The sequence below is a fragment of the Paeniglutamicibacter gangotriensis Lz1y genome (assembly GCF_000348945.1).
Taxonomy (GTDB): domain Bacteria; phylum Actinomycetota; class Actinomycetes; order Actinomycetales; family Micrococcaceae; genus Paeniglutamicibacter; species Paeniglutamicibacter gangotriensis.
Window position 1 is genome coordinate 130,689 of the sequence record NZ_AOCK01000009.1, and the last position, 12,797, is coordinate 143,485.

Here is a 12,797-nt window from a genome sequence, read left to right on the forward strand (position 1 = left end):
GAAAACGAGAATCTATGTGCGAGTTTACCGGCAGCGGCGCACCGGGCGCACCGGAACCGCCCCGGCTGTGCGCTGACTCACGTTTAGAGCGTGCTGCGAGGTGCGGTTCCGGGGCTTCGAAACGGTTCTTTAACCGGCGGCAGTGACCTGGTTGGTCAAATCCGCGGCGGCGGGAAGCCAGATGGCCGGATCCGCGCTGGCCTGTTCGCCACTGCGGATGTCCTTAACCTCGTGGGTCCCGTCCTCGGCGGTGAACCAGACAAAGGGGATGCCGCGCTTGTCGGCGTACTTGATCTGCTTGCCAAACTTTTCCGCCTTGGCCGCCACCTCGCAGGCGATACCGCGCGAGCGCAGCGCGGCGGCAACATCCTGCGCCTCGTGCCAGGACTCGTCATTGGCCAGGGTGACCAGCACCGCGGAGGGCACCGAGCGAGCGGCCGTGGCAGTTTCTTCGCCGAGCATGCGCGAGACCAGGCGGGTGACACCGATGGACAGTCCGACGCCCGGGTAATTCTTCTTGCCCGTGGAGGCCAGTGATTCGTAGCGTCCACCGGAGCAGATCGAACCGAGGGATTCGTGACCCACCAGCACGGTTTCGTAGACCGTCCCGGTGTAGTAGTCCAGGCCGCGGGCGATGGACATATCGGCCACGACCTTGCCCGGGGCGCGGCGCACCGCGGCCTCGATGACCTGGGCCAGTTCGTCCAGACCCTCCTCAAGCAGCGGGTGGGTGATGCCCAGCGCGCGGACCTGCTGAACGAAGGAAGTGTCCTCGGTGCAGATCTGTGCCAGGGCCAGGGCTGCGGCCACCTGTTCGTCGGTGGCGCCAAGTTCGGTCTTGAGCAGTTCGGCGACCTTGTCGGCACCGATCTTTTCCAGCTTGTCGATGCAGCGCAGCACCCCGGCGGTGTCTTGAAGACCCAGACCCAGGTAGAAGCCCTCGGCGAGCTTGCGGTTGTTCACGCGCAGCCGGAAGTCTCCGATGGGCAGGGCCGAAAGCGCCTCGGCGATCACCAGGGCGAGCTCCACGTCGTAACGGAAGGGCAGGGTGCCATCTCCGACCACGTCGATGTCGGCCTGGGTGAATTCGCGGAAACGTCCGTCCTGCGGGCGCTCACCGCGCCAGACCTTCTGCATCTGGTAGCGACGGAACGGGAAGGCCAGGTGTCCGGCGTTTTCCACCACGTAGCGGGCGAAGGGAACGGTGAGGTCGAAGTGCAGTGCCAGCGCATTGGGATCCGACTTGGTCGTTTCCTCGGCGGCCAGACGGGACAGGCCATAGACCTCTTTGTCGATCTCGCCCTTGCGCAACAGTTGGCCGACGGTTTCCACGGCGCGGGTCTCGATATTCGCGAACCCATGCAACTCGAAGATCCGGCGCAGCGTGTCCAGTACGTGCTGCTCCACCGCACGCTCCTGCGGGAGCCATTCGGGGAAACCGGATAGTGAGGCCTTGCGTGCCATGAAGTCTGTACTCCTAGTAAAAGGGGGAAAGCGTTAGGTGGTTGCCACATGCCGTGACTGCCGCAGGTCAGGACCCTTCTCGGCCCGCGCCGAGGGCGCGTCAAAATGGCAGGTGGCTGAACAAGTCTACTGGGGTGGCACTGCGCCGAGGGCGAAACGACGCGATTACGTCGGCCCAACGGGGTTGCAAAGTTCCAATGCCCGGGTCCCGGCAGGTAAAGTGGCGGAGACAGTTGAGTCCCGGGCGCCAATTCCCGGGGCCGAACCTTAGCGAAAGAGTTTCAGCGGTGACCACCAGTCAGCAATCCGACGACAATCTCCAGCCAGCAGCATCGGCCGAGGAGCAGCAACCAGTAGGCACCGATGCGCCCTCCCAGACGGCCGAAGCCGCGCCGGTGACCGAGGCCGAGCAGGCCCCGGTAGCGGAAGCAGCCGCCGAAGAGACCCCTGCCCAGGAAGCCCCGGTAGCTGAAGCAGCCTCCGAAGCAGCTCCTGCTCCGGAAGCCCCGGCCGAAGAGGCCCCCTGCCCAGGAAGCCCCGGCCGAAGAGTCTGCCACCGCACCGGCCGAAGCGGCTACACCCGCAGCCGTGCCAACCCCGGCCCCGGCTCCTACTCCGTCTGCAGTGCCGACCCCTGCTGCAGTCGTTCCTGTTCCCGGCGCACCGCGCCCGGCCGGAAAGCACGCTGCCAAGGTCACGGCCCCGGTTGCCGCTCCCCCGACCTTCACCTCTGATCTCGCCGAAGCAGCAAAAATCAGCCGCGTGTCAGAGGACGGCCATGTCTTTGTCATCATCGACGGCACCGAGCATCCCGTGGGCCAGTACCCGGATGCCAGCACCGAAGAGGCGCTGGCCTACTTCGTGCGCAAGCACGACGAGGTGGTGTCCTCGCTGATGCTCCTGGAGCAGCGCGTCGCCGCCAAGGCCCCGAGCTCGGACATGAACAAGACCCTTGACCACCTGGCCGCCACGGTTGCCGAACGTGCCATGGTCGGGGACATCGCCGCCTTGGAAACACGCATCGAGGCCGCACGCACCTTGGTCAACGAGCTGGCCGCCGTCGAACGCAAGGCCAATGAGGAACTGCGCGTCTCCGAGCTGGCGGTCCGCGAAGCCATCGTGGCCGAGGCCGAGGCCCTGGCAGCCCTTGATCCGACCACCGTGCAGTGGAAACAGGGCAGTAACCGGATGAACGACCTCTTCGACGCCTGGAAAAAGGCACAGAAGTCGGGCGTGCGTTTGGGCCGCAACACCGAAGACACGCTCTGGAAGCGTTTCCGCGGGGCACGGACCACCTTTGACCGCCACCGCCGTGCGTACTTCTCCCAGCTGGACGCCACCAACGCCGAGGCCAAGGCCGCCAAGGAAGCGTTGATCGTCCGCGCCCAGGAGCTCTCAAACTCCACCGACTGGGGTGCAACCGCCGGTGAGTACCGCCGCCTGATGGATGAGTGGAAGGCTTCCAAGCGCGCCTCGCGCAAGGACGACGACGCCCTGTGGGCACGCTTCCGCGCCGCCCAGGACGTATTCTTCGAGGCCCGCGCAGCAACCAACGCGGCCATCGACGAGGAATTCGGTGCGAACCTGATCGTCAAGGAGGCCCTGCTCGTTGAAGCCAAGGCCCTGTTGCCGATCAAGGATTTGGCCGCCACCAAGAAGCTGCTCGATTCGATCCGCGACCGCTGGGAAGCAGCGGGCAAGGTCCCGCGCGCCGACATGCAGCGCGTCGAGTCCTCGCTGCGCCAGGTCGAAGATGCTGTGCGCTCCGCCGAAGACGACCAGTGGCGTCGTTCCAACCCGGAGACCAAAGCCCGTTCCAACTCGATGCTGACCCAGCTCGAAGACGCCATCGCCGGCCTCGAGGCAGACCTCGCCAAGGCACAGGCCAAGGGCGTCGAGTCGAAGATCAAGGATGCCCAGGAAGCCCTGGACGCCCGTCGCCTCTGGCTCGAGACCCTGCAGAAGTCCTCCGCCGACTTCCAGTAGCAGCCGCTGCTAGACGCCGGGCGGGATGCGCATCTATTTGAGGTGCATCCCGCCCGGCGTTTTTTATGCCCACTGAGGTTATCCACAATCTGGGTATCCCCCCTGTCGCGGGGCCCTCGATGCTGTGAGAGTGGATGGATGGAGAACACCCAGCACTCCGAGAACCTGAGCGACGCGAAACCGGCGGCACTGATTGTCTTGCAGGTCGGCGACCCCTTCACGCGCAATGAGCTGGCGGCCATGCGGCTGCGCGGCTCGGTACGCGAGGTGCTGCCCGGCGCCTATGTCCCCGCGGGGCAGCCAGATGCACCCTGGATCCGCGCGCATGTGGCAGCGGCGGTGGCAGGCGAGCAGTATGTGCCAGGCCGGGCCCTGTGCAAAGGCACCGCGGCCTGGATCTACGGGTGCGCCCCGATGCCGACGAAACTGGACATCGTGCTGCCTCGCTACCACCGGCCCTGTGCCCCGCGTGCCGGGATGGTGCTACGGCTCAGTGAGGGTGTCATCGACGACGAGCAGATCTGTACCGTCGGCGGAATCGCTGTCACTGCCCCGCTGCGCACCGCCATGGACATCGCCTTCAACCTCGAGATCATCGACTCGATGCCGGTGCTTGCAGCCATCAATGCCACGGGGAGGCTGCGCTGCAACTATACCCAGATGTTCGAATCGATCACCGGCCAGGTACGTCGGCCCGGACGTCGCCGGGCCTTGATGGCCCTGAGTCGCTTGATGGAAACACGGCTGCCCGCAGCGGCCTGAACCAGGCCTGCCACGGGCAGCTACATACGCTCCACTACCGGCCTCAACTACGCCGGGAGCCCCCGGAGGTCCGGTACACGTCGTAGACCCCGTCGATCCGGCGGACAGCGTTCAGCACGTGGTTCAAATACTTCGGGTCCCCCATCTCGAAGGCGAAGCGGGAGAAGGCGACCCGGTCCCTGGAGGTGGAGACGCTGGCGGCCAGAATGTTCACGTGGTTCTCCGAAAGCACCCGGGTCACATCCGAGAGCAGGGACTTGCGATCCAGCGCCTCGACCAGGATCTCCACCAGGAAGACACTGGACTTGGTCGGTGCCCACTGCACCTCCACCAGCCGGTCGGGCTGGTTTTCGAGTTCCTTGAGGTTCACGCAGTCGGTGCGGTGCACCGAGACCCCCGAGCCCCGGGTGACAAACCCGCAGATCGGATCCGGCGGCACCGGGGTGCAGCAGCGGGCCAGCTTGGCCAGCACCTCCCCCGCGCCCGGGACGATGACCCCGGCGTCGGACTCGGTGGCCTTGGCCGCGGTGGCGAAGATCGGAGTCTCCTCCAACACCTCGGCGACCGAACCGTTTTCCCCGCCGACCAGGGCGGTGAGGTGCTCGATGACGTTTTGCGCGCTGGTGTGTCCGTCGCCGACCGCCGCGTAGAGCGCGGAGATGTCGTGGTGGCGCAGTTCCTGGGCGACGGCCGAGAGCACATCGTGGGTCATCAGCTTCTGCAACGGCAAGTTGTTCTTGCGCAGCGCCTTGGTCAGCTGCTCCTTGCCCTTTTCGATCGCCTCTTCGCGGCGTTCCTTGGTGAACCACTGGCGGATCTTGTTCCGCGCTCGGGCGGACTTCACAAAGCCCTGCCAGTCCTGCGAGGGTCCGGCGTTCTCGGCCTTGGAGGTGAAGACCTCCACCATGTCCCCGTGGTGCAGCTCGGAGTTCAGCGGGACCAATTTGCCGTTGACCCGCGCCCCGATGGTGCGGTGTCCGACGTCGGTGTGCACCGAATAGGCGAAGTCCACCGGGGTGGCGCCCACCGGCAGCGAGATGATCTGCCCCTTGGGGGTGAAGACGAAGACCTCTGCGGTGTTGATCTCGTAGCGCAGCGAGTCCAGGAATTCGTTGGAGTCGCTGGTCTCTTTCTGCCAGTCCATGAGGCTGCGCAGCCAGTCCATGTCCTGTTCTTCGACGCTCCGGTTCCCGGATCCGGCGCCGTGCTTGTACTTGAAGTGCGCCGCCACCCCGTATTCTGCGCGCTGATGCATGTCGTTGGTGCGGATCTGGATCTCCACCGGCTTGCCGGCGGGCCCGATCACGGTGGTGTGCAGCGACTGGTACAAGTTGAACTTGGGCAGCGCAATGTAGTCCTTGAATCGACCCGGCAGCGGGGTCCAGCGCGCATGCATCAGCCCCAGCACCGCGTAACAGTCCTTGACGGTGTCCACCAGCACGCGCACGCCCATCAGGTCGTGGATGTCGTCGAAGTCCTTGCCGCGCACGATCATCTTTTGGTAGATCGAGTAGTAGTGCTTGGGGCGGCCGCTGATGGTGGCCTTGAGCCGCGCAGCGGTGATGTCCTCGGCGATGGCCCCGCGCACCGTGGTCAGGTACTTTTCGCGTTCCGGGGTCCGTTCCCCGACCATCCGCACGATTTCCTCGTACACCTTGGGGTGCAGGGCGGCGAAGGAAAGGTCCTCGAGTTCCCACTTGACGGTGTTCATGCCCAGCCGGTGGGCCAGCGGAGCGAAGATCTCCAGGGTTTCGCGGGCCTTCTTGGCACTGGATTCCGGGGAGACATAGCGCCAGGTGCGGGCGTTGTGCAGGCGGTCGGCGAGCTTGATCAGCAGCACCCTGATGTCCTTGGACATCGCGATGACCATCTTGCGCACCGTTTCGGCCTGCGCCGCATCCCCGAATTGGACCTTGTCCAACTTGGTGACCCCGTCGACGAGCTTGGCGATCTCCTCGCCAAACTCGCGGGTCAACTGCTCCAGAGAGTATTCGGTGTCCTCGACGGTGTCGTGCAGCAGCGCTGCGGCCAGGATGGACCCGGTCATACCCATCTCGGCCAGGATGGTGGCCACTGCCACCGGGTGGGTGATGTACGGATCCCCGCTCTTGCGCTTCTGGCCCTCGTGGTGGTGCTCGGCCACGGTGTAGGCGCGCGAGAGCAAATCGAGGTCGGCCCGCGGGTTCTGCGCACGTACCGTGCGCAGCAACGGCTCAAGGGTCGGCGGGGTGGCGGTGGAACCGCGCCCGGTCAGCCTGACCAGCCGGGAAATCGTTGAACGTCGGGGTGCGGGATTCGGGGACCCTGGCATCATGACACCATGGTTCTCGGCCATCGGGGTGCCTCCTTTTCGATCGGGGTCCGTCGCCTTGGCGCTGGCACGGCAAAAATCGTCGCTGGTGGATTCGCTCCAACCCCCAGTGCCTCACGGGCCTTGCGGGCCGAAGACCGATTCCAACTTCCTTCTTGCTAGGTTATAGCACTTCGGGGCCCATGACGGACGGCGGGGGCCCGGAGCAGTGCTCCAGACCCCCGCCGTCGAGTCAACCGGGAAACCCGGCGAGAGCTCGGTGACTACGCGTGAGCCAACCGGTGCTCATCGATCTTCTTGTTGTGACGCATGATTTCCGGCTCCCCGTCGCGCAGCCACGAGTACAGCGGAGCCTGCACAAACAGCGTCGACAGCGCCGAGACGATGATGCCGATGAACAGCGCCAGCGACAGGTCCTTCAGCGTACCGGCTCCCAGCAGGTAGGAACCGATGAACAGGATCGAGGCCACCGGCAGCACGGCAACCACCGAGGTGTTGATCGAACGCACCAGGGTCTGGTTGACGCCCAGGTTCACCAGTTCCTCGAAGTTGCGTTTAACCTGCCCCTCGTACCCGGCGGTGTTCTCGCGGACCTTGTCGAAGACCACCACCGTGTCATATAGCGAGTAGCTCAGGATCGTGAGGAAACCGATGATCGCCGAAGGGGTGACTTCGAAGCCGGAGAGCGCATAGATCCCGGCGGTGATCACCACCACCTGCAGCAGGCCGATGATCGCGGCGAGGGACATCTTCCAGGTGCGGAAGTACACGGCCATCAGCAGCGCCACCAACAGCACGAACACCACCAGGCCGATCAACGCCTGCTTGGAGATGTCAGCACCCCAGGTTGGGCCGACGAACGTCGAGGTCACTTCGGACTTGGTGACACCGTAAGCCCCGGACAGGGCTTCGGCGACCTCAAGGGTCTGGTCGTCGGTGAGCTTATCGGTCTGCACACGCATGGTGTTCGGCGCAATGTTGGTCACCCGGGGTTGGTGGTCCGGAGCGATGGCCAGCACCGCTTCTTCCCCGATGGGCACCTCGGTGTGCTCGACCTGCGAAATGGTGAATTCGGAGCCACCACGGAACTCGATGCCCAGGGTGAAGCCGCCCTTGACGACCGGAACCAGGATGGCCAGCAGCACCAGGACCGCCGAGATGGACAGCCAGAGTTTGCGCTTGCCCGTGAACGGGTAGGACCGTTTGCCGGTGTAGAGCTCATTGCCCCATGTTGCGAGATTACCCATTTGTTGAATCCTTATCGGCGCTATCGTCCTGTGTGGTGGGCGCCGAAACACTGGTCGCGGCCTTGCGGCGTTCGGCGATGGTCTGCCGGCGAGTGGCCTCGGAAGCTGCCTTGGCGTTCTTCTTGCCGCGGGCGCCTTCTGCCTCGGGGCTGAAGCTGCGGACCTTGCCCGCACCGCGGTACAGCGGAACAACGCCGAGCAGCGAGGGATCCAGGCCCGAGAAGCGGTGTCCTTCACCGAAGAACTTGGTCTTGCCCAGCAGCTGCAGGATCGGGTGGGTGAGCAGGAAGACCACGATGATGTCAACCACGGCGGTCAGGCCCAGGGTGAAGGCGAAGCCGCGCACGTTGCCCACGGCAACGATGTAGAGCACCACAGCGGCCAGGATGTTCACGGCCTTGGAGGCCAGGATGGTGCGCTTGGCGCGCTTCCAACCGATCTCCACGGCGGAGGGCAGGGGGCGCCCATCACGTAGTTCGTCACGGATGCGTTCGAAGTAGACGATGAAGGAGTCGGCGATCAGGCCGATGGCGACAATCAGGCCCGCAACACCTGCCAGCGACAATCTGTAGTTCATTGACCAGCCCAACAGCACCAGCGCCAGGTAGGTCAGTACGCCCGAGACCAGCAGTGACACGATGGTCACCACGCCCAGCAGGCGGTACTGGAAGATGGAATAGATGGCAACCAGGATCAGGCCGATAATGCCGGCGATGAGACCGCTGCGCAGCTGGTCGGAGCCCAGGGTTGCGGAGATCTGCTGTTCGGACTGGATCTCGAAGCTGATCGGCAGCGCACCGAACTTCAGCTGGTCGGCCAGGGCCTTCGAGCTTTCTTCGGTGAAGTTGCCGGTAATCTGTGCTTTTCCATCGGGGATCACCGCGTTGGACCGCGGTGCGGAGATGACGGTTCCATCGAGCACGATCGCGAACTGGTTCTGCGCGCCTTCCAGCGCGGTGAGGCGCTGGGTGACTTCGGCGAACTTCTTGGTGCCGTCGGCGTTGAATTCCAGGTTCACTGCCCACTGGCCGGTGACTGCACCCTGCTGGCCGCGGGCCATGGAAAAGGATGAATCGGAAATGTCGGCGCCCGGGACCTCGACCGGACCCAGGATGTATTTCTGGCCCACATCCGGGTCGCAGGAGATCATCGGCTCGTCGGCCTCATGTTCTTCGTCCGAGCGCTGGCCGAGTTCGGTCGGGCAGTCAAACTTCTCGAACTTCTGGTACAGCGCCGCGTCGACCCAGTTCACATCCGAGCCGTTTTCCGGCTTGGCGGTCGGCTTAGGCAGATCGGCCTTGGCCAGCCGCTGGTCCTCGGGAACCGCAGTGAAGGAACCTGCGAGGATCACCGCACGGAACTCCATATTGGCCGAGGCCTGGATCAGTTCACGGGTACGGGTATCGGGAATGCCGGGCATCGAGACCACGACGTTGCGCCCGGATTGGGTGGTGATCTCCGCTTCGGAGACGCCCGTACCATCCACACGCTGGCGGATGATTTCCACCGCCTGGTCCAGTTGTTCCTGCGTGGCGGCGTCACCGCCTGCCACTCGTGGCGCGAGAATCATTTGCGTGCCACCCTCAAGGTCGAGGGCAAGCTTGGGGGCGAGTGCTGCCTTCCCGCTGAGCACGCCGGTAATCAAGATGGCTGCCGAGATAAGGAAGATAACGCCGAGCCAGAGCAGGGATTTTCGCGCCTGCTTGATCGGACCAGTAGATGACATCGTGAGGCTTTCTGATTGTTCGGCGCCCCTGCGGCGGGGGTCGAAGATTCCGCGGAAAACCCGGAGTTAGGCTCCCCTTTTCGACGCACCCGCAAGGGTGTGGGTCAGGGGTTCCGCTCCGGGCCGCATGGTGAAGGTCGTTCGAAGGACGGATCGCTCACCCGAGTCCCTACGGGGACACGGTAATCCGCCCGACGTTCACTCCTGGGTTGAGCTGCCCGAGGGCACCGAAAGGATCAGGCCTTGGGGCCGTTGCCCTCGTTGTTCAGGCGGCGCAGGGTCTCTTCGGGGGTTTCGTTCTCGGAGCCGGCGGCCTCATCGGCGCTTGCGGCCGAGGTCAGCGACGACGCGTCGTCGGGGATTTCCACCGACGGGGCTTCCTCGGCGGCGACTACCTTGGCGACGACCTGCGAGTGGACCGTGACGAAGCTGCCCGGGGCAACCTCCAGGACGATCTTGTTTTCATCGGTGTCGATGCTGTGGACGGTGCCAAAGAGACCGAACTGGGTCATTACTTCGGCGCCGACGGCAAGGTTGGAGCGCAGCTGCTCCTGTGCCTTGGCGGCCTTCTTGCGGCCACGCATCATCATGAAGATCAGCAGGCCGAAGGCGGCAAGCATGATCAGCATCGTCGGGTCGAAAGCGGCTTTTCCGCCTTCAGCGGCTTGGGCCAAAACGTTTTCGGTCACGTGGGGATACCTGTTCCTAAGTCATTGTCAGCGGCGCACGGATAGTACTCGGGTGCACCGGTGGGCCATCCCATACTATAGGGAGTTTCGGCACAATCCCCGACCTTCGGGCCGATGTGGCCTGCCAATGTCCTAGGAATCCGGCGCGGTGCGCCGAATCGTTGTTCGCTGCGGGCGCTAATCGTCGCTTTCGCTGTCGAGCTCGATGCCGCCCTGCCCGGCGAAGATCGCGTCGGCCGGCATGCTCAAGCCCAAGTGGGCCCAGGCCGCGGCGGTGGCAATGCGGCCGCGCGGGGTGCGACCCAGCAGGCCCTCGCGAACCAAGAACGGCTCGGCGACGGTTTCCACGGTCTCGGTTTCCTCACCCACGGCGATGGCTAGGGTGGAGAGGCCCACCGGTCCCCCACCGAACTTGCTGCACAAGGCGAAGAGCACAGCACGGTCCAGGCGGTCCAGACCCCGCTCATCGACCTCATACATATCAAGGGCGGCACAGGCGGCTCGTTCGTCGATGGTTTCCTGCCGGTTCACCAGCGCCCAGTCGCGCACGCGACGCAGCAGCCGGTTGGCGATACGTGGGGTGCCTCGCGAGCGGGAAGCGATCTGGGAAAAGGCGGCGGAGTTGACCGAGAGCGAGAGCATCATCGCCGAACGGCGCAAGACCAGTTCGAGTTCCGCCACCGAGTAGAACTCCAGGTGCCCGGTGAACCCGAACCTGTCGCGCAACGGTCCGGGCAGCAGGCCGGCGCGGGTGGTGGCCCCGACCAAGGTAAAGGGCGGGATCTCCAGCGGGATGGCGGTGGCTCCCGCACCCTTGCCCACGATGATGTCGACCCGGAAGTCTTCCATGGCCATGTACAGCATTTCTTCGGCCGGGCGGCTCATCCGGTGGATCTCATCCAGGAAGAGCACTTCACCTTCGGAAAGTGAGGAGAGGATCGCGGCCAGATCCCCGGCGTGTTGGATGGCCGGTCCGGAGCTGATGCGCAGCGGCGCATTCATTTCCGCGGCAATGATCATCGACAGCGTGGTCTTGCCCAGGCCCGGCGGACCCGAGAGCAGCACGTGGTCCGCGGTGCGTTCACGGATCTTGGAGGCTTCCAGAACCAAGGAGAGCTGTTGGCGTACGCGCGCTTGCCCCACGAAGTCGTCAAGGTTTTTCGGTCGCAGCGCCGCTTCGAGGACCCGCTCCTCGGGCTCGGAGCCGGAGTCGGTCAGTGCACCTGTTTCGGACATCTGCTACTCCTAGTTTCCCGGCCGGTTGCCGCGTCCCAGGGAGCGCAGCACCGCCCGCAGGATCTCCGGGACGCTGCCGGTGGCAACGATCTCCGGTTCGTTTTTGGCCAGGGCATCCAGTGCCTTGGTGGCATCGCGCTCGATCCAGCCCAGCCCGGTGAGGGCCTCGAGGACCTGCGGCTCCCAGGCCGGAGCGCTCGCGGTGGCGCCGGAGCCCACCGGAGCCCCGGTGGGGGCGAGCTTTCCGCTGAGCTCCAGCACAATGCGCTGGGCGCCCTTGGGTCCGATGCCCGAAACTTTGGTGAAGGCCTTGGTGTCCTTTGTGGTGGCGGCGATGCGCACTTCTTCCGGGGTGTGAACCGAGAGGATGGCCAGGCCGGTGCGCGGGCCGATACCCGAAACCCCGGTGAGGATCTCGAAGACCTCACGTTCCTCCCCGGAGGCGAAGCCAAAGAGCGTCATGGCATCCTCGCGGACCACCATGGAGGTATGGACGAGGGCTTCGCGGCCCACCTGCAAGGTGGCCAGTGTCTGCGGAGTTGCCTGGATCAGCATGCCGAAGCCGCCGACCTCGATGATGGCGGAATTCAGGTTGACCTGTTGGGGTGTTCCGCGCAGCGTGGCGATCATCTGGGGGTTTCCTCCGGGGTGACGGGCCGCGCACAAGGTTCTTCGAACACGCAAGCCATACGAATATATCTACGAACAGCTTACAGCTTCCACGGCCACCTTCCGCAGATGGGACCGCGGCGGCCCGGCCCGCGCAGCTACCGCGCTTTGACCGAGCGCGCCTTGGCCTCGGCGGCAATCCAGGCCCGCTGGGCCGGGGTCAATCCCGAGGATCCGCCGGCCGGGCGCGGTGCCGAGGCCGAGGCCGCAGCACCCGCGGCACCGAAAGCCGCCCCACGCCACCCGTGGGTGATCGCCAGGGCAGCGGCGTCGGCCGCATCGGCAGGTTGCGGCGGGGCATCCAACCTCAGGATCTTGGCAACCATCTTGCCCACCGACTGTTTGTCGGCGCGGCCCGATCCGGTCACCGCCGCCTTGACCTCGGTCGGGGTATGCAGCGCGACAGGAATATTGCGTCGGGCAGCCGAAACAATCACCACGCCGGAGGCCTGGGCTGTGCCCATCACGGTGCTGACGTTCAATTGGCTGAACACCCGTTCCAGTGCCACGACATCGGGTTTGTACTCATCGAGCCACGCATCGATGCCATCGGCGATGGCCAGCAGTCGCTGATCCAACGGGGTTCCTGCCGGGGTGCCCACCACCGTGACATCGATAAGCGTGGCGCGGCGGTTGGGTTCGACGTCGACCACGGCCAGGCCGCAACGGGTCAGTCCGGGGTCGACGCCGACCACTCGCAGGGACAT

Annotated in this window: 11 protein-coding genes; 3 read left to right on the forward strand and 8 right to left on the reverse strand. The window is 64.9% G+C overall.

Annotated features, from left to right (window positions below; all coding sequences use genetic code 11):
- Positions 1 to 129: 129 nt before the first annotated feature.
- Positions 130 to 1,464: a histidine--tRNA ligase gene (gene hisS, locus ADIAG_RS14685; RefSeq protein ID WP_007272192.1), complete on the reverse strand. Its 1,335-nt coding sequence runs from the start codon at positions 1,462 to 1,464 to the stop codon at positions 130 to 132.
- Positions 1,465 to 1,751: 287 nt separating this feature from the next.
- On the opposite strand from hisS, the gene ADIAG_RS22545 reads away from it, so the two are divergent.
- From ADIAG_RS22545 to ADIAG_RS20415, 3 genes are all read left to right on the forward strand, one after another.
- Positions 1,752 to 2,198, forward strand: a complete 447-nt coding sequence (locus tag ADIAG_RS22545) for a hypothetical protein (RefSeq protein ID WP_043475221.1) — start codon at positions 1,752 to 1,754, stop codon at positions 2,196 to 2,198.
- Between the two features lie 28 nt (positions 2,199 to 2,226).
- Positions 2,227 to 3,450, forward strand: a complete 1,224-nt coding sequence (locus ADIAG_RS14695) for a DUF349 domain-containing protein (RefSeq protein ID WP_007272194.1) — start codon at positions 2,227 to 2,229, stop codon at positions 3,448 to 3,450.
- A gap of 138 nt (positions 3,451 to 3,588) precedes the next feature.
- Entirely contained in the window at positions 3,589 to 4,212 is a 624-nt protein-coding gene (locus ADIAG_RS20415; protein ID WP_007272195.1) for a type IV toxin-antitoxin system AbiEi family antitoxin, read from the forward strand.
- Between the two features lie 43 nt (positions 4,213 to 4,255).
- On the opposite strand, the gene ADIAG_RS14705 is transcribed toward ADIAG_RS20415, so the two are convergent.
- The 7 genes from ADIAG_RS14705 to ruvC all read right to left on the reverse strand — a co-directional run bounded on the left by ADIAG_RS14705 (position 4,256) and on the right by ruvC (position 12,797).
- Positions 4,256 to 6,547 carry a RelA/SpoT family protein gene (locus ADIAG_RS14705; protein WP_007272196.1) on the reverse strand — a complete coding sequence of 764 codons (2,292 nt, stop codon included), beginning with the start codon at positions 6,545 to 6,547 and terminating at the stop codon, positions 4,256 to 4,258.
- Positions 6,548 to 6,786: 239 nt separating this feature from the next.
- A complete protein-coding gene (gene secF / locus ADIAG_RS14710; RefSeq protein WP_007272197.1) occupies positions 6,787 to 7,770 on the reverse strand; it encodes a protein translocase subunit SecF in 984 nt (327 codons plus the stop codon).
- A complete protein-coding gene (gene secD, locus ADIAG_RS14715; protein WP_007272198.1) occupies positions 7,763 to 9,496 on the reverse strand; it encodes a protein translocase subunit SecD in 1,734 nt (577 codons plus the stop codon). Before secD ends, secF begins: the two co-directional genes overlap by 8 nt.
- A gap of 236 nt (positions 9,497 to 9,732) precedes the next feature.
- Positions 9,733 to 10,185: a preprotein translocase subunit YajC gene (yajC, locus tag ADIAG_RS14720; RefSeq protein ID WP_007272199.1), complete on the reverse strand. Its 453-nt coding sequence runs from the start codon at positions 10,183 to 10,185 to the stop codon at positions 9,733 to 9,735.
- A 177-nt stretch (positions 10,186 to 10,362) separates the two neighbouring features.
- Entirely contained in the window at positions 10,363 to 11,421 is a 1,059-nt protein-coding gene (gene ruvB, locus ADIAG_RS14725; protein WP_007272200.1) for a Holliday junction branch migration DNA helicase RuvB, read from the reverse strand.
- A gap of 9 nt (positions 11,422 to 11,430) precedes the next feature.
- On the reverse strand, positions 11,431 to 12,051 hold the full coding sequence (gene ruvA / locus ADIAG_RS14730; RefSeq protein ID WP_007272201.1) for a Holliday junction branch migration protein RuvA: 621 nt from the start codon (positions 12,049 to 12,051) through the stop codon (positions 11,431 to 11,433).
- A 137-nt stretch (positions 12,052 to 12,188) separates the two neighbouring features.
- Positions 12,189 to 12,797, reverse strand: a complete 609-nt coding sequence (ruvC, locus tag ADIAG_RS14735) for a crossover junction endodeoxyribonuclease RuvC (protein ID WP_007272202.1) — start codon at positions 12,795 to 12,797, stop codon at positions 12,189 to 12,191.